General features: G+C 36.9%; 27 protein-coding genes. 10 read left to right on the plus strand and 17 right to left on the minus strand.

What is annotated here, in order from left to right; genetic code table 11:
- Positions 1-295: 295 nt before the first annotated feature.
- The 7 genes from R2S08_RS06945 to R2S08_RS06975 all read right to left on the minus strand — a co-directional run bounded on the left by R2S08_RS06945 (position 296) and on the right by R2S08_RS06975 (position 8,039).
- Complete coding sequence (locus R2S08_RS06945; protein WP_316834472.1) at positions 296-1,102, minus strand: hypothetical protein; 807 nt, start codon at positions 1,100-1,102, stop codon at positions 296-298.
- 52 nt (positions 1,103-1,154) lie between these two features.
- On the minus strand, positions 1,155-1,814 hold the full coding sequence (locus R2S08_RS06950; protein ID WP_316834473.1) for a hypothetical protein: 660 nt from the start codon (positions 1,812-1,814) through the stop codon (positions 1,155-1,157).
- Positions 1,811-3,979, minus strand: a complete 2,169-nt coding sequence (locus R2S08_RS06955; protein ID WP_316834474.1) for a hypothetical protein — start codon at positions 3,977-3,979, stop codon at positions 1,811-1,813. Before R2S08_RS06955 ends, R2S08_RS06950 begins: the two co-directional genes overlap by 4 nt.
- Positions 3,976-4,827: a hypothetical protein gene (locus tag R2S08_RS06960; protein WP_316834475.1), complete on the minus strand. Its 852-nt coding sequence runs from the start codon at positions 4,825-4,827 to the stop codon at positions 3,976-3,978. The genes R2S08_RS06955 and R2S08_RS06960 overlap by 4 nt, the downstream gene beginning before the upstream one ends.
- A 171-nt stretch (positions 4,828-4,998) precedes the next feature.
- Positions 4,999-5,583 (minus strand): hypothetical protein, encoded by a 585-nt coding sequence (locus R2S08_RS06965; protein ID WP_316834476.1) that lies wholly within the window; start codon positions 5,581-5,583, stop codon positions 4,999-5,001.
- Positions 5,584-6,090: 507 nt separating this feature from the next.
- Entirely contained in the window at positions 6,091-7,116 is a 1,026-nt protein-coding gene (locus tag R2S08_RS06970; protein WP_316834477.1) for a hypothetical protein, read from the minus strand.
- A gap of 98 nt (positions 7,117-7,214) precedes the next feature.
- The gene (locus tag R2S08_RS06975) at positions 7,215-8,039 is read right to left on the minus strand and encodes a hypothetical protein (protein WP_316834478.1); all 825 of its coding nucleotides are present in this window, start codon (positions 8,037-8,039) and stop codon (positions 7,215-7,217) included.
- A gap of 602 nt (positions 8,040-8,641) precedes the next feature.
- Here R2S08_RS06975 and R2S08_RS06980 point away from each other — a divergent pair.
- From R2S08_RS06980 to R2S08_RS07010, 7 genes are all read left to right on the plus strand, one after another.
- A complete protein-coding gene (locus R2S08_RS06980; protein ID WP_316834479.1) occupies positions 8,642-10,327 on the plus strand; it encodes a tetratricopeptide repeat protein in 1,686 nt (561 codons plus the stop codon).
- Positions 10,328-10,335: 8 nt separating this feature from the next.
- Entirely contained in the window at positions 10,336-11,004 is a 669-nt protein-coding gene (locus tag R2S08_RS06985) for a response regulator (protein WP_316834480.1), read from the plus strand.
- 120 nt (positions 11,005-11,124) lie between these two features.
- Entirely contained in the window at positions 11,125-12,192 is a 1,068-nt protein-coding gene (locus R2S08_RS06990) for a type I restriction endonuclease (RefSeq protein ID WP_316834481.1), read from the plus strand.
- A gap of 290 nt (positions 12,193-12,482) precedes the next feature.
- On the plus strand, positions 12,483-14,477 hold the full coding sequence (locus R2S08_RS06995) for a phospholipase D-like domain-containing protein (protein WP_316834482.1): 1,995 nt from the start codon (positions 12,483-12,485) through the stop codon (positions 14,475-14,477).
- Positions 14,477-15,412 carry a hypothetical protein gene (locus R2S08_RS07000; RefSeq protein WP_316834483.1) on the plus strand — a complete coding sequence of 312 codons (936 nt, stop codon included), beginning with the start codon at positions 14,477-14,479 and terminating at the stop codon, positions 15,410-15,412. The genes R2S08_RS06995 and R2S08_RS07000 overlap by 1 nt, the downstream gene beginning before the upstream one ends.
- Positions 15,413-15,600: 188 nt before the next feature.
- Entirely contained in the window at positions 15,601-16,200 is a 600-nt protein-coding gene (locus tag R2S08_RS07005) for a thermonuclease family protein (RefSeq protein ID WP_316834484.1), read from the plus strand.
- 9 nt (positions 16,201-16,209) lie between these two features.
- Entirely contained in the window at positions 16,210-17,613 is a 1,404-nt protein-coding gene (locus tag R2S08_RS07010; protein ID WP_316834485.1) for a DUF4236 domain-containing protein, read from the plus strand.
- Positions 17,614-17,891: 278 nt separating this feature from the next.
- On the opposite strand, the gene R2S08_RS07015 is transcribed toward R2S08_RS07010, so the two are convergent.
- Complete coding sequence (locus R2S08_RS07015) at positions 17,892-19,166, minus strand: C1 family peptidase (RefSeq protein ID WP_316834486.1); 1,275 nt, start codon at positions 19,164-19,166, stop codon at positions 17,892-17,894.
- Positions 19,163-20,062: a hypothetical protein gene (locus R2S08_RS07020; protein ID WP_316834487.1), complete on the minus strand. Its 900-nt coding sequence runs from the start codon at positions 20,060-20,062 to the stop codon at positions 19,163-19,165. Before R2S08_RS07020 ends, R2S08_RS07015 begins: the two co-directional genes overlap by 4 nt.
- Positions 20,063-20,270: 208 nt before the next feature.
- On the opposite strand from R2S08_RS07020, the gene R2S08_RS07025 reads away from it, so the two are divergent.
- Positions 20,271-20,426, plus strand: coding sequence for a hypothetical protein (locus R2S08_RS07025; protein ID WP_316834488.1), 156 nt, complete (start codon positions 20,271-20,273; stop codon positions 20,424-20,426).
- A gap of 183 nt (positions 20,427-20,609) precedes the next feature.
- Here the strand turns inward: R2S08_RS07025 and R2S08_RS07030 are convergent, their stop codons facing one another.
- From R2S08_RS07030 to R2S08_RS07065, 8 genes are all read right to left on the minus strand, one after another.
- A complete protein-coding gene (locus tag R2S08_RS07030) occupies positions 20,610-21,731 on the minus strand; it encodes a tetratricopeptide repeat protein (RefSeq protein WP_316834489.1) in 1,122 nt (373 codons plus the stop codon).
- A gap of 194 nt (positions 21,732-21,925) precedes the next feature.
- Complete coding sequence (locus R2S08_RS07035; protein WP_316834490.1) at positions 21,926-22,174, minus strand: hypothetical protein; 249 nt, start codon at positions 22,172-22,174, stop codon at positions 21,926-21,928.
- Entirely contained in the window at positions 22,171-22,449 is a 279-nt protein-coding gene (locus R2S08_RS07040) for a hypothetical protein (protein ID WP_316834491.1), read from the minus strand. Before R2S08_RS07040 ends, R2S08_RS07035 begins: the two co-directional genes overlap by 4 nt.
- A 17-nt stretch (positions 22,450-22,466) precedes the next feature.
- A complete protein-coding gene (locus tag R2S08_RS07045; protein ID WP_316834492.1) occupies positions 22,467-22,862 on the minus strand; it encodes an SET domain-containing protein-lysine N-methyltransferase in 396 nt (131 codons plus the stop codon).
- Entirely contained in the window at positions 22,859-23,272 is a 414-nt protein-coding gene (locus R2S08_RS07050) for an SET domain-containing protein-lysine N-methyltransferase (RefSeq protein WP_316834493.1), read from the minus strand. Before R2S08_RS07050 ends, R2S08_RS07045 begins: the two co-directional genes overlap by 4 nt.
- Positions 23,272-23,745, minus strand: a complete 474-nt coding sequence (locus R2S08_RS07055; protein ID WP_316834494.1) for a hypothetical protein — start codon at positions 23,743-23,745, stop codon at positions 23,272-23,274. Before R2S08_RS07055 ends, R2S08_RS07050 begins: the two co-directional genes overlap by 1 nt.
- A 10-nt stretch (positions 23,746-23,755) precedes the next feature.
- Complete coding sequence (locus R2S08_RS07060; RefSeq protein WP_316834495.1) at positions 23,756-24,361, minus strand: hypothetical protein; 606 nt, start codon at positions 24,359-24,361, stop codon at positions 23,756-23,758.
- A gap of 392 nt (positions 24,362-24,753) precedes the next feature.
- Positions 24,754-24,942, minus strand: coding sequence for a hypothetical protein (locus R2S08_RS07065; protein ID WP_316834496.1), 189 nt, complete (start codon positions 24,940-24,942; stop codon positions 24,754-24,756).
- Between the two features lie 403 nt (positions 24,943-25,345).
- Here R2S08_RS07065 and R2S08_RS07070 point away from each other — a divergent pair, with 403 nt between their 5' ends.
- Together R2S08_RS07070 and R2S08_RS07075 are read left to right on the plus strand one after the other, a co-directional pair.
- Positions 25,346-25,924 (plus strand): Crp/Fnr family transcriptional regulator, encoded by a 579-nt coding sequence (locus R2S08_RS07070; RefSeq protein ID WP_316834497.1) that lies wholly within the window; start codon positions 25,346-25,348, stop codon positions 25,922-25,924.
- Positions 25,925-26,013: 89 nt separating this feature from the next.
- Positions 26,014-26,424, plus strand: a complete 411-nt coding sequence (locus R2S08_RS07075; protein ID WP_316834498.1) for a VOC family protein — start codon at positions 26,014-26,016, stop codon at positions 26,422-26,424.
- Positions 26,425-26,460: the final 36 nt, after the last annotated feature.

Here is a 26,460-nt window from a genome sequence, read left to right on the forward strand (position 1 = left end):
ATCTCTAAATTATCCTTTAAGTATCTTTACCTAGATAGTTTCCTAACAAGTAAATATTCAAATTGCGTAAACTAAAAAAATGTAAAAACAAACACTCTGCAAAGCAGGAACAAACAATAAGATTTTTTCATGATCGAGAGTCGTTAAAATCAGTTTACACCTTGAAGTGCAAATACAATAAAGGCTATTTCAAATCTTGTTATTTTATTCCAAATAAACAATGAGTTGGAACAAATATTTTAAACAGCCAATTGTTCCGGAACGGATTTCGCGGTACCATTGAAATAAGTATCAACTAATTTTCATTGAGATCCCAAACTTTAAGTTTTGTATATCGCTTGTCACCAAATAATTCAAAATGCTCTTTAATAGCATTAATTGTATTTTCACTTTTTTGCGGATTAAAATATCCCGAAGAATAACCACGATATTCTTCCGATAAAGTGATAAGTTTACGGTTGCTGGAATCAAAATTAAGTGCAAAAGCGGTCATCCCAATGTATTTAGGCAATCCGGAAGTGATCATCCTATTCATTTGGTTCTTTATGGACAAACCCGGGAGCCAATCCATTTTAACAATCTCATGTGGATATTCTTCAAAGCTTTTGCCTGGATATGGCCCGGGATCTTTATGAAATCGAATATCAACAAGACTGCTTTCCTTTAAGGGATAACTCATACAAACATGCATTAATCCAATTAACGGGAAACCATCTTCCATCAAGCCCCGAATTTGATCAGTACCTAATGATTTAGAGCTCTTGTTTATTTTTTCTGAATGAGGCCTGGCTATTTTTACTTCCCAAACTGCCGTACGATTAAAAAACACTTGGTTTTGATTGTAGGGAATAAAAACAATATCGATATCCCCCGGAACGATCTTATTGCCTTGCCTTTCTAATTTCAATTCAGATCTTTCTATCATCGTCCCATAATAATACCCCTCATACTCTTCTATACCCTCATATCCTAAGGGATCAAATAAAAGATCGTCAAACAAACTCAGGTCATACCTCTCTTTACCAGGCCTGAAGTCGGTTATTAACTTAATTACTTCTTCTTCCGAAAGCCATTTATCGACAAAATCATGTAGCTTCTTCATATTTAGATATTAAACCACAATATAAGAAAAGCCTGTTTCAGTTGATTTTCATCTAAAATACAGTTACCGTTTTGATCACAAAACCAGAATTAGCTATGGTAACTGAATCAAGTAGTTTAATTTTGGTACCAGTCACACTATCTTTTGCTGATATGTAATATTTCCCTGCATTAAGGTTATACTGTCGAAAAAGTCCATACACATTACTTGTACTGTTAAGATATGCAAACTTTACTGAATCAACCACCGCAGCAGTCCGGCTTGTATATAGCCGGAAAGGATAATTAGATATAGGTCCTCCTTTAGAACTAAATGTTAAGGAAAGGCCATTTTTATATACAGGATAAACATCAAGTCTGACATTCATAGTTCCATCCCCTGACTTTGGGATATTAATAACCCCACTATACTTAACCTTGTTTCTAATGAAATTTGTAAACAGTACTCCTTCCTTTTTATCAAAATATACTAAGGAAAAATGCCCTAAAGAATCTGTTATTGCCTGAACCAGAAATTTACTTGTGTCATTGCCGGTATTGAAATATACTGGCATTTTACTCAGGGGACTCACTATAGGAGTGCTTAGGGTATCATGAACAAAAACATCACCAGATAATCTTGCATCAACTATGTCCTTATATTTATTACACGAAACTATAACAGTTCCTATAAAACAAATCAACAGCAGTCTGCAAAGAGTTATTTTTTTCATTTTGATAGATTTAAAAGCTTTGTTAACTGAGCAATCACAGCAACGTCAGTAGAAATTCCAAGATAAAATCCGGGCCGATATAGAGTTTGATGTGAATTCTGGACACCTCCGGAATAGGTATAATAGTCATATTTATTCCACACAGCGCCGAAATTTATCGAAATACCTGGCCATGGGTCAATTCCTGCTCCCGTATAAATATTGTTCAGTGGTTTTACCAGATCAAACGCAGCATCCAAATGAACTCGCGTCCAAAACAATGGGTGTCCATGAGCATCCTTTTGCGCAATGAAATCAGTATTTCTAATATCTATTTTATTCAGATATACTTTAAGCCCAACAAAAAAATTGGTTTTCTTTTCCGTTGTAACTAATCCTGAGCCATTTTGTGCGCCATTTGGGCTTATAGAACCAAAATTATTGAATGTATAGGCTATTCCTGCCATTGGAAATATTCTATAAAGTTTATTCACTCTATACTTAAATGTATCCACAGGAATGGATGGTGCTGTTTTATTATCAGCGACATCATTTGTAGCCGTTGTCACCGTATAAACGGCTTGCTGACTTCCGCTGGTAACGGGAGTTTTGTCTTTCTGACTATGGTAAATTTCTGAGGTATTTTTTATTTCCTCGACATCAAGCTTGGGACTGGTCTGATTAACGACGTAGTCTATTGAAAGCAAATAAGGAAGTGCAGCCTGAACCTTCGATATTTTTCGGTTAACTTGTGCGGCGAGATTTACTCGCTCTTCATCTTCCTTTCTACCGCCAAAGGTATTCGCCGTCACTCCATCTAAACCTTTTAATGTACTTGTAATTAAGTCTGCAAATTGACTTTGGTCATTTAATATTGGACTATACTTCAATGATATTATAGCTTTTTGGTTGGCTACTAAATTATGAGTAAGGATATAAACGCGGTCTGCTTCTGTATATTCCGCTTCAGTATTACTATTTAAATCTGCCCCCTGGTCAAGTGCATTATGATGTCTCATCCAAAATATCTGTTCTCCCTTTTTTGAAGCAATTAAAATCAGTTTATTTAGTGTTTCTTCTGTGGTGGAAAAATCAGAAATTTGATTTTCATTATTACTTTGGCGATCCTTAGATTTTTTATATGCCTTAATTTGTTTGCTAAGGTCAAGGTTCGAGGCGGCAATCTCTTTTATATATTGTTGAGCAACTCTTTCTGGTGTCTTTTTGTAATCGATGTTTTTTAAAAAATTTTCCTTTGCCAGAATTGACATCCTAAGTGCGGGAAGTCCTAAAGTATCTGGTAATTCAATATCCTCTTCTTTAACAAAAGGAAAGGGATTTAAAACTGGAAAATCATTTTTCGAATACCATAACCAAGACAAAACCCATTCTCTATCAGATGAAAAATCGGTTAGTTTTTTCACTTCGGCTAATACATTCAAAAGGACAGTAAGTTGTTGGTCAAATTTACGCAACTCTACCATATTAGAAATTGTATTATTCTTAACAGCTTTAACCAATACATCGAAATTGACCAATAATAGTTTCGACTTTTCGGCTAAATCTTTTAGACGTTCTCCGTCTGCTTGAATAATTGATTTTTTAAAGATTTTTCTTTTATCTGCATACCACTGATATGTTACATCATTAAAAAGATTTGTTTTTGTTAGTGTAAATGTAAGGCTATTTTGATCCGTATGTTGTAATTCTAATTTTTGAGAAAAGATTGTTGGATTGTTGGCCTTTAAGGAAATTCCAGAGTCTTTAGTATCTCCGGACTCAATTTTGTAATAGTTACTATTTACACCTATACTTGGTACATAGGTATAACCAGTTGTTGTGGGACTTTTGCTAAGCTTATCAAAATCAGCAAGAACTTTATTTAGGTCATTTGAGTCTATATTATAAATCAGTTTAAGTACATGCAGTTTCTCTGGGTCCTTCTTGAGCTTTTCAATTCGTCCGGAACTTTCTTTTATTCTGTTTAAAATTATCTTCTGTTCCTCCGCGGCTAAATCTTTACCATCGATATTAAACACCAATTTAGATTCGGTTATCAGCTTTGTTGGCAGATTACCTCTTACTTGTCCTTTCTGATTAAAAGAGACATTTACCTCTTGCCCGTTTACCATATTCGCTATTATTGTGAATATGGCTAATAGTAAATTATATTTGAAATATTTCATGCTAGGTTACTTGGGTTATTTGGTAATCCATGATACCACAATGCTATTCTGTCTATATTCGGATTAGCTGTATGCTGTCCATCCGGATTATACTTACTATGATCTGCCCAATGGATCGGCATTGGCCCAGCTATTGTATCAATCCGAATTTTATCAATGAGGGTGTAGTTATCAGGAGGATACTCCGCTGAACTTTCTATCGTATATGATTCTAAGACGACAGAACAATCTCTGGGAGCAATAATTGCCTGAAGGCAATCCATTCTTAATTCATTAATCTGCAACCTATAAGTCAAAGCTTGTCCCTCCTGACGTAGCAATGTAATAGATGCCTGTATATTATCACCTGGGTTAACAACCAAATTTGGACTCGTACAGTGAGGGTTACCATTTACCACATGTGTACAGCCTATTGTCCAAACCTGTCCGCCGCCACAAGGCGTACGTCCCCATTGCATCATACATTGAATGAGATCTGTTGAGTTACTTAATCCTATAAAGACGAAAAATAATTGTCCATTTGGTTCAGGTGGATGAGGCACAATCCATTCAGCAGTAAAAGACTTCACGGGGTATTGAGTCGGATTTCGACTACCTACATTCAAAACCCATCCATGGGGGAAATTTGAAGCAAGTTCGGTTTTCGGTTCAATGAAATTATCTGGAAGTTCTTCAATTTGTTTCTCCTCTAAATAAAAATCCATCAATGGCTCTAAAGCCTTTTGATATGCTAGTTTGTCATTTTCGTTTTTCAATTTCTGGGCAACTTCCGACCTCTTTATAACCTTGGATTTTAATGGCTTATCCAATTCTGATGTAGAAGTACTTTTTTTTGTTTTTTTACCCATGATCGAAAGCGTTAATAGATGAAGCAATAACTATGATCCAATTTCGAGAAACACAGCTCGTAAAAAAATAGCTACTTCTAGCTATTTTAATGCACAGACCGTTAGTATGTTTTAAGCATCAGTAAATTAAAAGACTTGGTAAAACTGATAGATTGGTAAGAGTTTTATAAACTAATTCAAAACGATCATATTACCCTCAAAGCTTTCTATTAATTCTTCAAGCCCTTGTGTCAGTTTCACTGCATTAACTTTAAACGGGGGTCTTTCCCAGGTTTCAAAACGATCTTTATCATTAAATCTGGGCCAAAACACAGAATCATAAAAATAATCCCATGCTTTTCTTAGATACTTATTATACGCTAAAGGCATTAAGTATTTATTGCTATCGATCTGATGAACATAATCGCCAAATAGATTAATAAAATTCGTCAAATCTTCCAGGGTTTCCATCTCAAATTCTCGAGCTTTAACAGCGGCATACATTTTAGGCATATCATAGACAGTGACCTCACTGAGGTCTAGATTTTCAAAATCATTTAGCCAGCTTTTAAGGTTCTCAAACTCATTGATGGCATCAAAATTTTGAATTATAGTGGCTTTTAGATCATTTAAGGAATGAGTGGCGAAAATCTCACCTGTTTTAAAGGTGAATAACTTATCTGTGTTTTCCTTATCAGTATCTGTATACCATAATAAAAAAACCGGGGCTGCCCCATGGAGAGGCCAGTATTTTAATATCCAGGTATCGTTGTTCATCTCGTTATTATAGATATAAAGATATAGATATTAAAATAAGCATGCCCTGACCATCCATCCTTATTCCCAATCACATAAACCCTTATCTTTAACCTAATGAGCTACGATGTTTCTTCCATTTTTTCCCTAAAGGGGAGGTATCTCCTCCCCTAATGGCTAAAGCTTCGACATCACACACTCAACAAATGCCTTCCGTGGCCTTGGGGCTTTAATTGTTTCGCAACAGGATTTAATCGCCTTTCTGATAGACTCTTCAGAACTAGATTTGTGTTTTCTAATTTGACGAACCAGGTAATCAACCTCCCACGATTCTTCGCAGGAAAAGAAAAAGCGATCTTCATAACGTTTTTTACGATTGTCATACTCTGACCAATCTTCATTTAATACTCTTTGTGGTATAAATTAATTTTTAATGTTTATAATTTTATAAATGTAAAATGTCAACAGGATTAAAAAATACGGCTTTCCGTAGCGGGGGCTAACAAAACAACTTTAGCAAGTATTCAGCTATTTTGATCTCATTGCCATGAAGCTTAAATAAATTGATTTTAATGGAATTGTCCTATTAAAATGAAGCTTGGGATAAGCACTTTTTATTTTCTTATAGCTCAGAGTTATAAAAAGAACAACTAAAAAAATCATAAGAGTTATTCCTACTGACCAGCCCAAAACGTTCAATTCGTACCTATAAAATGACGAATATTTGTTCAGCATGTACTGGCTTAAGGGTTTCACCTTTCTTGTAGTATCAACCGGGTGAGTTCCACTATCAGTAAAATATTCTAGCTTACCATTAATTTTAGAATACCATACCTTTCCAAGAGAATATTGGGTCAATGTATCAGGATATCTGATTTTCTTAAAATAATTTATCGCATGTATGTTTATTGGGACTAGAGTATGACCTGTGTTGTCGTCGCAATTTGCAGGCTCATATTTGTACCCGTCCCAATACATGCATTGTTCATTTTCGCCTGGCAAATTTGTTCGGGTAAGGTTATTTTCCCATAAAATAAGACATCCACTACCGAAAAGAAGTATACAAATACTGATTAGAGCACTTCTTTTGAAGGATAAAGATTTTGGAGGTAGAACAACTATCGGCCCCTTGGTGGTAGGAGGATCAGTAATAACAGGCGCTGTGCTTGTTCCTCCTGTTGGCTGCACTGTAGTTGGCGCGGGAGCCTCTTTCTTTTTCTGCCAATCACTATACGTATCAAAGCCTATAAGCCAGGCGAGCAGTTTTACGGATAACTCATCTCTAAGTTTAGTTCCTCTTACCAAGAAATTAACCAGCGGTCTAAATTTATCCAATTCAAATTTTTCAATGCTTCTTGCTAAATCTTCATATTCATTCGATGGGTCGAAGAACCGTCTAAGTAACTGCTCGTCCTTTGACCGATTTTTATCCTTAACAGCAATTAAGCATTCTCTTTGCAACTTCTGTCGCCCCGGATGTTCCAGGTTTTCTGAAAGCTGACCAATCGCCTTCTTATAGAATTCTAAAAGCGCCTTTTTATAATCTTCAAACATTGATTTAATACAAACTATTGTAAAAGTAAGAAGGCATTTACTGGAATATTTACGGTTTCCCGGAATTCCAGTAAATTATGAAAAGCTGGAAAACCGAATCACTTACCACTTATATATTTGACATACATATAATTAGTCAAAGGCATTAGCTTTCTTCCGTTACGCACTGGATGAAACCCCGCAGATGTAAATACATCTATCGAATCTGAATTTACTTTAGAATAAAAGATCCTACCTACAGACCATTTTGTAAGTGTATCCTGACGTGTTATTCTCTTTAAGTGCGCTAACTTAAATGTATCTAATGCAATAATAGCGGTATCTCCAACCTTCTCATTGCATGAAATAGTTTGATATGCATTACCTGTCCAGTACATACATTTCTGATCACTACTTACTGACCGCCAATATACCCCCGTGCTTACCGCAGCAATTCCAACAAAAGATATTACAATATTCTTAATCCTCGGTTTTGAGATCCACTCTTTCTTTACACCTATTCTATTTTGTAAAGGCTGAAGGGTATTGTTGTGTATTAAAGAATTCACAACTAGACCCTTATTTATAGTGACATCGGATTTCATGGAATCCTCTCCTTCAAAATTGATCAGCCAGGCTAAAAGTTTATAATTCTTCTCATGAGGCACAGCGTCTTTTTCTCCCTTCAAAAGTTTCACAAGTGACCTGAACCTATCAATATCAATCTTTTCTATATTCTGTCTGTAGTCGCCGTCTTTATCCTTAACACCAAAAAACAATCTCAATGTATTGTCATCCTTATGGCTATATCTTTCTCGATAGACAAGAAGACATTCGTCTTTTAACTTTCTGGGAGTTGGGTTATCTAGATTAGGAGAAAGAGTACGTTCATTTTTCTTCTTCTGATAGGCAAGAATTACTTCTTTTTTATAGTCGTCAAACATTTTTCAAAAGATTATTAAATAAATATAACTGGAATTTCCGGAATTTCTAGGGCATTTCCGGAATTCTATCGGAATGATCGGAAAGACCGGAATAGTTTGATAAACAACCAATTACACTACCATACATTTGCTTCAGAAATTAGTTCAAGTATCTAATAACTATCGAAACAGATTACAAGAATGATTTTCAAAGTGAGAGGAAAGAGCGGTGGTTAGTGGCCGGTTTGGGAAGCAGTTTACAAGCTCCCGCAATTGAATCTCATTACTTCCCAAAAATTTCAGAGGCGCCTCTGATTGCAACTGTAGCAACCCCCGAGATAAGGTTCTCGGGGACCTACCAAGTGATTAACCTTTAAATTTTTGACTCATGTTTTTTCAAATCATTTTAGCAATGTTATTGGGATTGGTATGTCCGCACCATAATAACAATACAAATAATCATAATGGTACAACTGTAACCGCTCAGGATACTCCTGATACACCGCCACCACTACCTGACGGTCCAGGTGGCGAAACAGGGAATAACCCTCCAAGATAATAACTGAAGAACCGGGCAAAATTTGCCCGGTTTTTTTATAAATTAGAGAAATAATTATCATTTCTTGAAAAGATATATAACGCTTCTCCTTATACTACTCACTATTGCTTGTCAGCGAAGCAAGATTACACCGGTTGTATCCAAAGGCAACCCCTATTATGATCAAGCCTGGTACTTCTCAGACCACAATCTTCCTGACAGTAGTTTCATTTACTTTAACAAAGCCAAAGAAAAATCTCTGAAGGATGGAGATAGCGTTAAAGCGGCTAAATCTCTGATCAATATGGCCATCATAAGTGGAGACCGTGGCGACTTCTTTGGAAGCCAGGAAATTTCTCTCTCTGCCATCCAGTACTTGAATCCTGAAGTTGAAAGTGAGAAAGAGATTTTGTCTACCAACTATAATAACCTGGGGAAAATGGCCAATAGATTAAAGGAATATCAGGAAGCTGCCCGATTCTATCTTAAGGCTATTGAACTCTCTAACAAGGAAAACTCCAGAAATATATACTTAAATAACCTGGGTGTGAACTTAATTGATCAGCATAAGTATGACCAGGCATTGAAATATTTCAGTAAGCTGATGACGACCAGCAGTGTACAACAGAATCCGGTTACATTTTCGAGGATATTATCCAATACTGCAAAAACAAAATGGCTGCAAAATCCGGGTTATAATCCGGTACCTGAATTTTTAAAAGCTTATCATATACGGTTAAAGGAAAAAGATTTACTGGGGCAGAATGCCAGCTTAGCCCATCTTGCCGATTTCTATATGGATAAAAAACCGGACTCGGCAATTTTCTATTCGTACAGAATGTATCTTTTGGCCCAGCATATAAAAAGCGCAGACGATCAATTATATGCATTGGAAAGGCTCGTTAAACTGAGCTCGGACCAACAATCAAAGCAATATTTCAGAACGTATAAAAAACTGGAAGATAGTGTAGAAACTGATCGTAATGCAGCCAAGAATCAATTTGCTGTTATCCGTTATGAAACGGAGAAAAATAAAGCAGATAACCTATTGTTACAAAAGGACAATACAGAGAAAAAGTATCAGATCATTAAACAAAAAATAGTTTCCATTAGTACCATCTTTGTACTGGTTGCAGCTTCTATTATCGCTGTTCTTTGGTACAAGAAGAGAAAACAGCGACTGGAATTGGAAGCACAAACGGCCATCCGGGAAAATCAACTTAAAACCTCTAAGAAAGTACATGATGTTGTAGCCAATGGATTGTACAGGGTAATGACAGAAATTGAAAACCAGGAGGAGATTGATAAAGACCGTGTATTGGATAAGATAGAGGATCTGTATGAGAAATCGAGAGATATATCTTATGAGGAGGTTAAATTTACTGATCAGAATTTCCACGAAAGAGTTTCGGAGCTCATTAAATCTTTTGCCACTGAAACAACTAAAGTAGCCTTGGCAGGAAATGATGAACAGTTGTGGAAAAAAGTAACTGCACAAGTAAAATACGAAATTGACAATATACTGCAGGAACTGATGGTGAATATGAGGAAACATAGTGGCGCCAGTAACGTGGCTGTTAGGTTTGAACAGAAACAGAATAAAATCAATATTTATTATACAGATAATGGAATTGGGATGCCTGAGGAAATGAGGTTCAACAATGGGTTGAAAAATACGGGAACCCGTATAGAAAGTATTCGTGGGGAAATTAATTTTGACACCAAAGTTGAGAAGGGGCTGAAAATTCAGATTTCTTTTCCCATTACCTAAATAGAAGAATGATGTTCGAAAGAGTTTTAATTGCAGAAGACCACGAATCTTCCAACATCTCCGTAAGGAAAACATTGGAAGATCTCGGAATAGAAATTGCCCATTATGTATTTTATTGCGATGATGCTTTAACCTGGATACAAAAGGCGCGTCAAAATGACGAGCCTTACGATTTACTGATTACCGATCTTTCTTTTGAAGAGGATCATAACAAACAAAGGATTACGGGTGGTACAGAGCTGATCAAAGCGGTAAGACAGGTACAACCTAATTTAAAGATCCTGGTATTTTCTGCAGAGAACAAAGCTGCTGTTATCGATGCGCTTTATGATGAGCTAGGGATTAATGCTTATGTGCGCAAAGCGCGTAACGATGCTCATGAGCTTAAACTGGCTATAAATACCATTTATAAATCCAACAAATATATTTCTGCTAATTTAAGGCAGGGCATCAAGGCAAAGAATGCCTATGAGTTTGCAGATGTCGACATCGCCATCATTTCATTGTTATCGCAAGGAATTCCTCAGAAAAATATTCCATTTCACTTGCAGGAAAAAGGCATCTCACCTTCTGGTTTAAGTAGCGTTGAAAAACGTTTGAACTCAATGAGAGAGGCTTTAGAGTTTTCCAAGAATGAACAATTGGTGGTGTACTGCAAGGACTTTGGGCTCATCTAACCATAGCTTCAACATTTCGTCGAAATAGCGCCCGGGGTTACGGTTTCCCGTAAGAAAGGCTGCTGCTGCCTGTCTACTTTTGGGAAATAAACAATTTAAACCCTAAAAGCGCAAGCAGAAATGGACCTTAAACTTAAGTTAGAACAGCTTCACCAAAGAGTGGTTGGATTAAAAGACCAGATCAATACCGAGGAGGCAACCAAAAATGCATTTGTAATGCCCTTTATCCAGATTCTGGGCTATGATATTTTTAATCCGACAGAAGTGATTCCGGAGCATATTTGTGACATCGGAACGAAAAAAGGAGAGAAAGTAGATTACGTTATTCGCAATAACAATGAACCTATACTCATCTTTGAATGCAAGCACTGGAAAGAAAACGCCGATGCACACAATTCTCAGCTTCACAGGTATTATCATGTTTCTAAGGCAAGATTTGGTGTATTGACCAATGGTACCGTCTACAATTTCTATACGGATCTGGAAAAGCCGAACATTATGGATGAGAAGCCTTTCTTAACTATTGATATTGAGGATCTGAAGGATAACTCCATCAAAATTCTGGAAAGCTTTACTAAAAATGAATACAACTTAGAAAGCATTCTTGATTCGGCGGAAGGTTTAAAATATATTAAGGCGATCCGAAAGGAATTTGAAAAAGAGATAGATAACCCATCTGATGAAATTGTTAAGTTACTGGTTAATAGATTTTTTGATAAACCTTTAACTGCCAATCGGATGATTGCCTTTAAGGAGTATACAAAGAAGGCTTTAACTGTTTCTATTAATGAATCTATCAGCGACAGATTGAAGTCTGCCTTGAACATCAATGAGAAGATTGAGAAAAAGGACGAGGGTAAGGCCAGTCTGCTTATTGATGATAACAATGAGGCTGGAAAAATTGTGACAACGGAGGAGGAATTGGAGGCCTTTCAGATTGTAAAGGCCATTCTACGGGAGAAGATCCCTTCCAATCGTATTGCTCCACGGGATACACAGTCTTACTTTGGGATCTTACTGGACGATAACAACCGGAAACCAATATGCCGGTTGCATTTTAATACAGCTAATAAATACCTGGAGACATTTCATAAGGGAAAAGATGCCGGTGAGAAAAAGCAGCTGGCCAGCCTTGATGAGATTTATAACTACAGGAATGAGTTGCATCAAACGGTAGATAATTATTAAGATTTAAAGGAATTGCTGTAGTAAATACAGGCAAGTTTATTAGCTCTCAGAAAAATGAAGGGGTTGCATCCAGATTTGCCATTTCTGGCATCGGAGCAATCTCTCATTGTATAAATTCAAAATACTGTATCACAAGTATTTATTCTAAAAACAGCATTACAAAAAACTCCATAAATAGCCGACAGTCTTACGGTTTCCCGTAAAAAAAGCCTCCTACAAGGCTATACTTTTGACGAGACAAATGAATACACCTTCATTGAAATTGGAAATCCTCACTCAAAAAGAAAAAAATGATAGCTCCTGCACAACCCTTTGAACAAGAAGTCCTGCACAATAACAAGGAAATTTTTGCGCGTATTGTCAAAGAACTCGAAAACGCTGAATCTGAAATTCTAATTGCCAGCTCCTGGTTTACGGATGAGGAGCTATTTGACATCCTCAAAAGAAAAACTACTCAAGGTATCAGTATTCAGCTCATCATTGCTGATAATCAGGAAAATTTAAAATTGGACTTTGATGAGCTGGTCTCACTGGGTGTTTCGGTAACCAAAATAAAAAATGTTGGTTACGGTATTATGAACCAAAAATTCTGCATAATTGATAAACAGATTGCATTACACGGTTCCTACAATTGGTCGGTCAACGCGAAAAAAAACAACCATGAAAGCATCATTGTAACCAACCATGCTCAAACAGTAGCGAGTTTGATCGCCAACTTCGATGACATCAACCAGAAGGCTTCTTTACAACGTGGGGAGATAGTTCCTGAAGTTTCGGATGAAGCTTCTTCTGCTGAAGCTAAGATTGAGAATCATAGCGCTAAAGAACATGCTATTTCTGAATTCACCAAGGTTCTTGATTCCATGATCGCGGCTGAAATCGGAAATTTCGACCGCGCAATTTTGAGAGGCCAGGGATATGAACGTTCAAAATTTAATAATGGAGATCATCAGGTACTCACCAAATCACTAGACACTGTTTACTCTGTTTTTATCAATGACATTGATGTTGTAGATGATAAAAAGCGGCGATTGATTACAAAAATCGACGAACAAGAGGTTAAAAGTCTCAATGTATTTGAAGAAAACTTGAATTTGCAGTTACAGACTGCAGAAGTTGAAGCCGAAAATGAAACCTTAAATGCGAAAAACAAACTAATTAGCCTCAAATCAGATATCGCCAAAAATAGACAGGAGATTGAAAGTATGAAAAACAACAAAATTGTTTTTCATGAAAAGCTTATTTCCGAGATTAAGGAGAAGATAAGAAATGCCCAGAGAGATTTTGTTAAGCCCAAATTCAAATGGTATGAGTTCATTCCTGTACTTTTTGCAAATGTTTGTTTGTTATCTTATCTCTTTATTTTCTACTCTTCCGCTTGCTATATTTTATTATTTGCTGTCGAAGATGCTAAGTCGGCCAGAGAAGCCGGTTTAGACGCTCCAATGGAAATATTTAACCCAAAGGCCTTGAGCCTAACTTTCGAAAAGGGAGGATCGGGAATTATTTTCATTTTACTCTTTGTGAGCATTCCCATCTTTTGTGCCCTTATAAAGTTGTTTACAAAGAATAAATGGGTAGTTTATGGCATGTTCGTGGTTGGAGCGCTATTGATTGATACTTCAATTGCTTATAAAGTATCAGCTGCTATTTATCAAATGAAATATAATACGGGAGATACCAATGAGATATGGCGAATGGGCATGGCTTTCCGGGATCCGAATTTCTATCTTGTATTTCTGTTAGGGGGACTGGGCCTTTGGATGTTGAAATTTGCTTTTGAAAAATTGATGTCAATTTTTGATGAACGCAATCCGGATATCGCCACGTTAAAAAACAACTTACTCATCCAACAGCTAAATGAAGACGCTAAGTTGGAAGAAGAAAAAGTTTTGTTGATTAAAGGAGAGATTTATACGATAGAAGGCCTAAATATTGGCCTGGAGGCTGAACATAAAATAACGGAGGCACAACTGGAATCTCTGCCCAATAAACTGAACTTGCTAAAGGAAATTAAGAAAACAGATTTAATTACCGGGAAGCAACACATTAAGAACATATCTACCATCTACAAAAGTCACGTAGAAAACGACCATCTTCCTATCTCCATTGATTCCCTTAATGATAGAATTAATATCTTTTTAGAGGGCTGGAATGACTATTTACATGAGGAATATGCGATACTAAAAGCAACCGAAAAATCCAAGGAAGCATTCGACACTGCTGTAAACTGGCAGAACGAAAAGCTACGGACTTCTCAAATAGATAAACGGGTAAAGATCTGATGAAAAAACACTTAATCATAGGGCTTTTAATATGTTCAGCGACGATTAAATTATATGCCCAAAAGCAAGTAGTCCACTACAATATTGTATTTGCTCCAGACTTATCAAACCGCTTAAACCCTAAATTATATCCTAAGGCGGTTCATGATGCAGACATAGTAGATGGTTTTCTAAAAAGAATTTGGCCGGAAATCATAAAACTCAAAAGAACGGAAGGACAACAAGACCGATTTAGCGTAGATTTTATAAATAAAGGACTTATAGGTATTTATAAAATTAATACTGACTTGCTAACGATCGATCTTCAGAGATTTGGTACCCACCAGAGTGATCGGATTGATTACATTATGTCCAGGCATAATGTAACTCAAACTCTTCCAGGGGATATCAATAAGTTTACTACTGAATACAGGAGATTTAATAACCTGGCATCGGTTTCTAATAATGGAGCTGATATCTGGACTTATTTCCAATCAGGTATTGATGCGCGGATTGCATTACCTTACGTTCAAAAGAAGAAAGTAACCGACGTATTTAGGAATATTATGGTCCTAATGACTGACGGTTATATTGAAGCGGGTATTTATCAGAAAGGTTATGATTTGAGTGCTGCCAAGGTTGGTGAATTTAGGAAAGCTTTTTTGAAGTCGAAAGAAAGTAATATGGAAACTTTCCTGGCCAAGAATCAAAAATTCAGGATTAATCCAGTCAAAAATTCATTTCTAAACAATTTGGAAGTGATTGTATTGGAAATGTACGACCGATCGCTTTCAAGAACTGGTGCTGCAACGACGCATCCAACGGATATGGAAATTATGAAATTGATTTGGTCGGATTGGATGAGGAATTCAGGGGTTAAAAGGTTTGAACTTAAACCTATTGCCAGCAATAGAGATGAAGCTGTTAAATATATTCTTGACTTCGTTAAGAAATAAATGTGGTCGGCTAAACGGAAATACTTAAACATATGTATCAAAATGGCGATGCCAGTCAATCATTTCCAAACCAATCGGCTATCTCTATAACTATCTTAGAGCAAACCAAATAGTTTGTCAAACGGATCTTTACATCTACATATGTTTATATCTATATATAATAATATAAACTAATTGAATATTAAATAATGAGACATACCTTTCTTAAAACACTGTTTTCGGCAATTATTATATTGACATTTTCCTGTTCGCAATCAGGGAAACCTAAGAGTGCCACAAAGATTGAAGATAGATTGCTTCCTGGAGCTTCTGCGATCAACTTAAAGAACCAGACTTTCGTTGCAAAAGTAATCCGGATTATAGATGGGGATACCATGGAGGTTCTTTATCAAAATACCCCTAAAAAAATACGTCTGGCACATATTGACTGTCCGGAGAAAAGAGGTTCCCAGCCTTTTGGAAATAATGCAAAAGAAGCCTTATCTGATTTATGTTTTGGACAGGAGGTTACTGTTTACGGGGAGAAATACGACCGCTACAGGAGGTTGATTGCGGTTATTGTTAACGATAAGGAGCAGGTCGTTAATCAGGAAATGATAAAGCAAGGTATGGCCTGGCATTTCAAAAAGTATTCCACAGATCCCGTTTATGCTCAGTTAGAGATTGAGGCGAGAGAAAACAAGGTAGGGCTCTGGCAAGACCCCAACCCTACTCCACCCTGGGAGTGGAGGAATCATAAAAAGATCAAGTTACAAGTATCTAATTCTATATCAATAACACATAATTAAAGCCTCATTATGGGATTCTATTTTCGAAAATCATTTACATCCGGAATTTTCCGTCTCAATCTGTCTAAGTCAGGATTCAGCTACTCAATTGGCGTTAAAGGGGCTAGAATTAATACAGGCCCACGAGGTACATATGTGAATATTGGATCAAATGGTATTTATTACCGGCAAAAAATTAGCGGTACTGATACCCGGCCTCGGGTAAGTGAAGTCCAGCCTATTGTTCCCGATTATAATCATCCGCATACCATAACCTCATCTAATATTGATAACCTAACAGATGTTGATTCCAAAGATTTTATTAATGAACTAACGGAAAAGGCGAATAAAATATCTTATGTCAACTGGTTTGGAATTTTACCTCTTATTATTTTTCTCGTCTTCCTTTTTGGAAGCTCATTTGAAAATCATACCACAATTGTAAAGCCTGAGGGTCATCGTGTTGTTGCGATCATAAACTCTGATGTTGGTTCCAATATCAGAGAATTCCCAAATGCAAAGTCCAAAGTTGTCAGGGTAGCAAGCGATAGAGAGGAATTTGCCTTATTGGATTCAGCTAAAGGGAAATGGCTAAAGATACAATTCGGGGATACAATTGGGTATGTGAATAAAAAGCTCGTAATTATCAATCATATAAACGATCCTCAGCAGAGTAGTGACGAACTGAATTTGATTAACCCCTATTTTTATTTTGAACTTATTTCTGGTTCCGTCTTCTTTGTTTGCTTATTGTTTTGGTTGCATAAAAAGGATAAAAAGAGATTTGCGATGGAGATTTACTATGAAATGGATAAGGATATGTCTGTTGTCTATCAACAATTTGCACAGCATTTCTTGAATTTTAATACATGTGCACGCAAATGGCAATACCTTCATTCTACAGCGAATAACGATTGGAAGAGAAATGCTGGCGCTGGCCAATTGATTAGTAGAATTCCCATATTTGGAATATCCTCACATCAAACCCCAAATAAATTTCTGAAGACAAATGTGCAGATCCCCTATATTCATCTTAGAAATACAGAGTTATTTTTCCTTCCTGAGCGTCTGCTGATTAAACGGGGGAACAAATTTGCCGCTGTTTTCTATAGTCATCTGGAGATTTCAAGTGTAAACTCGAGGTTTATCGAAGATCAAACCGTACCCAGCGATGCTAAAATTGTAGATTATACCTGGAAGTATGTTAATAAAAATGGTGGCCCGGACAGGCGATTTAATGACAACAGAAGAATACCGATCTGTTTGTATTCACAATATACTTTTAGATCTGGCACAGGGATATACGAAATCATAACAACTTCAAAAGTTGATGGCTTCCATGGTTTTACAAACTTTCTTTTACAGATTGGAAGTTTACAATCTAAAATGAAGCATGATTGCCCACCAGCACAGTTTAGAAATTTAGTGGGATAGGTATGGGGCTTTGGAAAGGCGTTACGGTAAATTACAATGGCAACATATATACTGCTGGTGATATAATTAGCAACACAAAATGTGATACTTTCGATCTATTGGATAAGTCTAATGATCATTTTTACATTGTAACTCGTTTAAATAACGGATACTAAATTAATGGGCGATCACCTAAGGAGTAACTACTCTAAAAATAGCTGTACGATGCAGAAAATCTAACTATGGACATCATCATATCTCCCCGCTTAAATTCATCGGCATGGGAACTACATATACAGCTAGATACAATTAGAGGTGTTTTTCTCTAACAGAATTACTGCCGCATATCGATTAAAGATATTTCTTTTATCACCTCTAAGTCCAATTTCAACTAATTTAAATTTATAATTATTTCCGTTGTATGAAAAGCACTGACTTTCTCCTCCAACTTTCAGAAATAAATCATCCTTAATAAGCTCTCCGGTATTCACATTGTTTATTTTAAACGTTGCCCTTTGAGTATTCACATTTAGATAATTACAGGATATACTAAGAATATCCTTTTCAGTTTTATAACCTGACTTTATCCAAAATGAAAATTTGCCGACCTTATCTATGTCATCAGCAGCTCCAGTAGTAGATCCTGTTTTAGGGTCAAGATATTCTGTACTGTGGGAAACTATATAAGCATCAAATACAACCCTTGGATTTTCTATCAAAGAATAATCCATCCAAATAACTCCCTTATCTCCACTATCTCCTCCTCTCCAATCGAGCACTTTAAATGCATTTCTCGAATCATCAAATCCTACGACCAACATTGCATGCGCAGTCTTCCCATCGCTTACACCTGGTTCTACCCATTTACCGCCATTATTGCATGCTCTGTCATATGCGCTTGAAAGAAAAACACCAATACAAATTGGATTAAAAGGTGTATCGACTAATAAAGTTTTAAAGATATCCTTTTTCACGAAAGGCCTTTGGAAATTTCCAATACGCATATTTTTAGCTTCTTTATATGCAACTTTATTCGGGTAATATGTAATGTGACAACCATCGGATGTCGTTTGATATGGGCAGGTCTGGATAGTAGACAGACCATCATTTTTCACAACCAAATAAGCGTCTATAAAACTAATGCCCTCCTGGCAAGCACTTCTAAATGGATCCCTATATTTACTTTTGGCTATGTTAAAAATAAATGAAGGACTATATTGCACTAGTTTATTGCTTCTTCTTAACAACCAATTATCAATGTTTCTTTGAATCGATACCGCAAAAGCTACAGCAAAAGAAGTACATGATCCTTGATTGCCCTGTCTATATTTATTCCAATCTGACGATAAATACTGGGTGGTTAGATCCCACTGCTTATACTTTTTCAAGTCTATATCCTTATTTTTCGTTCCTCCGGCTGGTGCAAGGTACATTGTTATACGATCGTCACAGTCTCTAATTAACCCACCTATAAACTTAGATGTATTTGATTTTGCGGTGTCGGTAATTTGACCTAACGTATTGAAAGCTCCTAACAGCAAAATGATTATTATAAAAAATGATTGTTTTTTCACAGTTTAGGCTTGATTTTATTCACTTTTTGCAACATCCCAATCACATAGCTTTTACCCGTAGCATTCATCTTGATTGTACCATTAGAACCGTTTGAAAACCCTATTTTAACACCATTTCGTGTACTATCAGCTCCCACAGATGCTGTAGGTGCAGATATTCCTTTTTGCAATTCAGCTTGCAATCCAGCATCTAATTTCCTATTGCTCTCAATTTCAGCAGAGAAATTTTCTAACACCAAAATTTTCGTTATAATGAAATTGTCCTTCATTGTTAAGTACTTCTTATAATCGATGACAGCAGAATCTTTTGTGGCATCCATATAGGAATTAAAATCTCCCAACAAAATCTCATCAATTCTCCATTTTCCTGTAAGCATTTTAATGCTTTTTCGATCTTCAATTGCAAGTTTTAGATTAGCATCCACATTTTGAGCAGTACCATTTAGTAATACGCCTAAATAATTGTTCAACAACTCATTCTTATCACAATTATCTGCAGGATTGGTACTGGGTGCACAAAATTTATTCATTTCTTTTTCATTTCCATTTAATACCTTTTCCAGACTCTTCCAGGTGATTTGTTTATCATTAGACAAAATTGCACCTAAATATTTTGAGTTAGTTGGTCCAAGATATATGATCCCCTTTGTAAAAGTTTCATCTTGAAAGCAATCTTTGAATGTTTTCATAAAAGATGTCCATAAGCTGCCTTTGGCTGCATTCGTTATTATTCCACTTTTTGAGGTATCCGATGACGCAAGAGCCATATTAATGGAATCCAGCTTACTACTTGGAATATCTTCAAAAGTATATTGCTCTTTTACCTTTTTTTCTTGGCAAGAAAAAAACAAAACACTAATAAAACATGAGAGATAGATTAATTTCGCGATTTTCATAATTTATCTTTTAAGATTAACGGAATTGATTCACCTAAGAGTCAATCGATTACACACTACAATTTCGAGAAACACAGCTCATAAAAAAATAGCTACTTCTAGTCATTTTAATACACTGGTGGTCAGTTTGTTTAAGTGCAAGTAATTTAAAAGACACGGTAAAATTGATCGATTGATAAAGAGACTTGTTTCACCTGTTTTTAAACTTATGAGCTACGATGTTTCCTACACGGAACTCTCGCCTCAGGCTGAGGCCGCCTGGACTGCTTTGCTCCGCGAAAACACTTATAACAAGGGCGATTATTTTGTTACTGAAGGCCAGACGGCTAAAAACGTTGCCTTTATTGTCAATGGTTTAATGTGAACATTTAGACTACTGCAAGCTCAGAATATATCGCCTGATCAGGGCAACGCCCGCTGTATCGATAACGGTAGTGCCTATTTTTGGCATGTGGTATTCACCCATAGCAGGTTTTGGCTCTTCCCCTTACGGATGGATATGTGGACGGCCCCAATGGTGGTTTTAGTATTTCAAGTCCTTTTTAAGTCAATCTGGAATGATAACACCAGGGTCCAATTCCATAGCTTTGTTAAAGTGTTGCTCTGCCAGTTCAATATGATCAACTTTTTTATAATAAATACCCAAATGTAAATAAGCCCCAGCCAAATTAGGCTTGAGTTTTATAGCTTGTTCTAATAGCATCTTACCTTCCTCCAGTTCACCTTTTAAAATTTTCAAGTGACCTAAGTTATCATGTGGCTCAGCTAGGTCCGGGGCTATTTCTATGGCTCGTTTTAATAAAGAACCGGCTTTATCATAATTCTCTTTAAGAATGAGCTCATATCCGAGATTATTAAGGGCAATAGGCTGTCTCTTATCTATTGAAACTGCCCTTTCAAAGTATTTAAGTGCCTCTTCCCGCTTTCCTTCGATTGATTCAATGCAGCCCCTATTGATACAGTCGACAACAGTAAATACGGCATATTTTTCAAGAAATTCTACACATACTCGTGCTTCCTCGAACCGCTTTAACTGTAATAAAGAAACAGACAAAGGGCGGATAATCATTTCTTGATAAGGAAACTTTTCATTAAGCCTAATAAATTGTCCTGCCGCTTGTTCAAAATGTCCTTCACCAAACTGTTCTAGGGCAGCAACATATTCAGCATAACTACTTTTAAGTTTATAAACAAATCTTAGTTGCCTCCCATCATTATACAGGCCACTGGAAAGCGTTCTTGGTACAATGTTTTGAAAGCAGCTCATGAACGAACAGAGGAGAAGAACAAATGCATACAGTTTTATTGCTCCATGGAGTTCAGTATTAAATATGACTGCCCCAATTACCACAGCAAAAAGAAAGGAAATGATTGGTCCAGCTAGCAAGATAATGCTCTGTTTAACATAATTGCCTTCGATCTGAGACGGTCGACACATTCCTCTGATGTTGAAGGTTGGATTTATATTAACGTAAAATTGCAGTTTACCAATTTTGAACCTTGCCGGAGTATTTTGATTTCCGTAAGAACCAATGTAAACATCTACTTGATCCGTTTTTGTAAGTGCAACCATAGTAAGCGCATGTCCCAATTCATGAAAAACTGTAATGACGGGAGCGGTTAGGTACATCCCAAGAGCTAAGGAAATAATAATGGAGAGAAAGATCATGAAAACTTTATATTGAGATTTGGTACTAAATGTAACAAAACCCAGTAAGAAAGCGAGGACCTGTATACCATAAAGATGAAATGATATTGCACAAAACTAACCTATAACACAGCTAGAACTAGCTGTTTTTATAGGTTAGCGGAGGTATGAAAAATTGTAGTTGCTAAAATTCAAGATTTTGAACTAGTAGAGTTTTAGTTTACCGGAGCTAACTTGCCCGCTTTTGTTGCTACAGGGGCAACTTTAGAAGTAGTTGCATATTTGATGGCTGGAGCAATCTTTACACCCTTATGCTCAACAGTTTTACCCGATTGATTAATTGCTTTACTTTTGACAAGCGTATCTACTTTTGGCTTTACTGTTTCTTTGTGTACAGTTGCCTTTTGTGCTTTAAGGCCAGTTACAATTAACAGGGCGCTTAAAAGGGTTAAAATATTTTTCATCTGTGTATCGACTTAATTTCCAGGTTTGATAGCTGCTTTGCTTGTATCAGGAACCGAAGGTGGCAGGGTATTTTCTCTCCCACTTTGTTGATGGTCTTATCTGTAACGTTGTCTGCGGTTTTATTGATGGCCTGATCAACAACTTTGTCCGTCGAACGATCCACAGAAATTTCTGTAGCAGTTTTTGCTTTTGCTTTGAGTTTGCCCAAAATTTGTGCTTGCGCCATCATTCCTACACCTAGGGTGAGGAAAAAGACTAAAATTAATTTCTTCATGGTTTTGATTTTTATGATCAGATGGGAACTATCCTCCTGTCTGCAAACCACTTGCTATAATCTTTGCCATACTCGCCACCATAATTAATGCATATTTCCGTATGTGCCTTTATTTGTTCATGAGCTGTAAATACCATCTCTCTTTTTTCTCTATCAAGTATATAAACGGCATTAGGATATTGCTTATGGTTGTACATAGAGCCGAAGCCCATAGTTAAAGAAAGTGTATTTGCCTCTTTATCGAAATAAAAGCTGTAATCCATCAGGCCTGTAGCATTTAATGCTGTAAATTCAGCTGCCGGAACTACAATAACAGGACAAACCTCTATCACTTCTCCCTCCGCAATGGTTGCAGTACAAAATACGCCTCTGCCCTTTGCTTTAATCGTTTTTAAATACAGTTTCTTCTTCATGGCTCATCTGAATTGGGGAAATAAACCTCGCTTTTATCGTTAGGCTTACCATTATAGTTGATCGTGATCTCGCTACCTACCTCGATGGTTCGATAGGCATAAACATTAAGGGTATTCCGCTTTCGAGAAAATGTGTAAAAAGCATTAGCCTCCGACGAATGATTGTAAAACGAAGCATAGCCAAAACTAAATGCAGTCTGTTTTTCGGCATTGCCCAACAAAAAATAATAATGATAAAGTTTGGTAAACCTTAGGGTTTCTTTTTCAGTACTCGACAAGAAAATAATGGGAGCCTGTTCGATAAGGCTCCCTTTTCTTATTTTGCTTTTGGCAAATACACCACGCCCATGAAGCAAACTTTCCTTCACCTCAATGTACTGGGGCTGATCAATATATTTATTGAATAGCATTATTTTCCTTTGTGCAGTATATTGGCATCTTTGGCTGCTCTTTCTTTTGCCGCTTTATCTGCTGCTTCCTTTTTAGGATCATAACCCGCCGCCTTTGGGTCTTTAGCAGGTAAGGTTTTGGGATCAACATGTTGGGCAATTTTTGCATCCTTGGCTGCTCTTTCTGCGGCCACTCTAGCTGCCTCTTCTTTTTTAGGATCATAACCCGCTGCCTTTGGATCTTTTGCAGGGATGGTTTTTGAATCAACATGTTGTGCATTTTTTGCATCCTTGGCTGCCCTTTCTGCTGCCAACTTAGCTTCTGCTTCTTTTTTAGGATCCACATGGCCTGCTTTAGGGTCTTTGGGTGGCGCCTGCACACTAGTCGTTTGACCGCTACCTGGATTTACAGTTTCTTTTTTTACCTCGGTAGTTTGTGCTCTTACTGCTGTTACCAACAGCATTGAGCCTAAAATGGAAAGGATTTTTTTCATCACACTATTCTTAATAAAAATTATCTACGGTTACAGAGATGGTATTATTGCTTAGATTCTGATCGCCGATTTTATTGAGGGGATCTATCTTAATGGTATATATCCTATGTGGACCTAGCCCCACAAGATTGCGTTCCCAGACGATATTATCAAAGGCCATAGCATAAGCAGACTCTCCTGGCTTAAGGATGGTATTGGTATTTATAGTAAAGACCCAACCTGCGTTAGGGTCTCTGCTTGTAACAGCAAGCACATAAGTTTTACCTGATAAATAACTATTGAGCAACTTTAGGTTTTTACCATTTTCTACTAATCCGGCCGGAAGCTCTGTTTCCAGGTCGTAGGGAATATTTATTGGAAAAGAATATTCTCCAAAGCCGGGATCGGATGTAGACACCGCAGTACCCAAAGTATTTGGAGCGCCATGGGCGTAATAGGATAAGAGATTCAAGTCAATATCAGTAGTCCCAGCATTAAATATTCTGCATTTAAGCGTATAGCGTTTCAGCATGGGTTCATATGATATCTGAAACTGATCAATGGCCAAATCCTTTGAAAACGTTTGATTAAGCACCTTTGATGCTATATTTAGTTTTAAAGGTTTTATTGGTATCATCTTTGAATTTGTTTGTACTGATTTCGAACCTGCTATTGCAGCAGGGGTAATTGGGCTTTTAACCTGCACCTCCCTTTTTATCAAAAGCGAATCACCTTTTTTTTGCGCATACAACATTGTATAGCAACACATCAGTAAAATAATTGATAGTTTTTTCATTGCTTAAAGGTTTATAACGTAAAGTTATATGGCTAGTACAGCTCGGGCAATCATTAAAAAGGATGATTTTCATAGTTACAAGCCTAAAAAAACCATTAAAAAAGAGGATGAAAAATATAATTTTGCACTAAACTGAATACCCTGCCACAGCTTTACTTGGATTGTTGCGTCAATATTGAAACAACTTCTTTATCAAACTAAATCTTATAAGCATTAATTACATTGAATAGATTTTATTGCAGTAAACTTTCCAGGTATTCAGGAGTTATTTCTGTAATGTCTACTTTTTCACCTTTGGCTTTTAGCTTTGCAATAGAGGCGTTCATTTCCTCCAGATTGTTACTTAGCAAATTAAACAACTGACTCGATATCTTAATCTGATCTGCAGACTTCAGGTCTGAAACATATCTTCCGTTTTCCACACGAACAGTTTTATAGTAACGGTACACCGCATCGCACGCCAAATTGACGCGATGAATGACTAATCGTACACTATTTTTGCTGAGTCATATCTACTGTCGTAATTGAACACATCATAGATTAGGCGAGCAAGTATGATTTTAATTTCCAAAGCATCTTTAAACCGATCAAAAAAATAATGATACACCCACGTTTTTTTATTCGCTCGTTAGGAGCGCAAAGAGAGTTATGTACTTATTATCAAACAAAGCTCACAATACATAGTGTCTACATGTTTAAATTAGTAAGACTTAAAATACAAAAAGCTATATAAATTTTAGATGCTTGCCGCCAGTTCATTAAAATAAGCATGATCTGACCATCCATCCTTATTCCCAATCACATAAAACCCCTATCTTTAACCTAATGAGCTACGATGTTTTCTTCCAAAAAATAAAAACTTACACGGAACTCTCGCCTGAGGCTGAGGCCGCCTGGGCTGCTTTACTCCGTGAAAACACTTATAACAAGGGCGATTATTTTGTTACCGAAGGCCAAACACCTAAAAAGGTTGCCTTTATTGTCAATGGCTTAATGTATCAATACTACGCCGCCGAAAACGGCGACATGGTGGTTAAATATTTCTTCCCGGAGAACCGGATTGCAGGTTCCATGACCGCAACGCTCACACAATCGCCGAGTACTTTTACCATAAAAGCCCTGGAGGATACCCATGTGCTCGAATACAATTTCCTGGAATTTAAAAAACTGGTGAGCATTTATCCCGATATCTCCGCTTTTTATACCCGCTATATCGAGCTGCATTGGATCATCGAAAAGGAACCTTATGAAGTATCACTCCGCTATGAATCAGCGAAAACCAATTATGATAAATTTCTGCGTAATTATCCTGGTTTAGTGAAAAGGTTAAAGAAACAGCATATTGCTGCCTATCTGGGCATTACCCCTACGCAGCTCAGCCGGATATTTTTTGCGAATAAGTGAATTTTTTTTGGTTTTCTCAACATATGTAAATTTTTTTCGAAAATGGTTGCCGCAACTTTGTGTATCAATAAACACAAAAAAATTAAATCATGGCAACTAAAATCTTCATCAACCTACCTGTTAAAGACCTGGAAAGGTCAAAGGCATTTTTCAACGGACTTGGCTACAGCTTTAATCCGCAATTTACAGACGACAATGCGGCTTGCATGGTCATCAGCGAGCATATTTATGTAATGATGCTGGTAGAAAGCTATTTTAAAACCTTCACCAAAAAAGAGATCAGTGATGCACACCAGACCACTGAAGTATTGCTGGCACTTGACGCGGAATCGCGTGAGGAGGTACAGCAGACCATAGCGAAAGCAACCGAGCTTGGGGGTTCCATCTATTCTGAACCGCAAGACCATGGCTGGATGTACCAGCACAGCTTTGCAGACCCAGATGGACATCAATGGGAAATCGTGTATATGGACGCAGCGAATATGCCGAATTGCGGTTGAGGCTGAATCTGGTTGGGTTAAGAGCAAAGGCTACTC

Origin of the sequence: Pedobacter nutrimenti, from assembly GCF_032678445.1 — a bacterium.
GTDB classification, from domain to species: Bacteria; Bacteroidota; Bacteroidia; order Sphingobacteriales; family Sphingobacteriaceae; genus Pedobacter; species Pedobacter nutrimenti_A.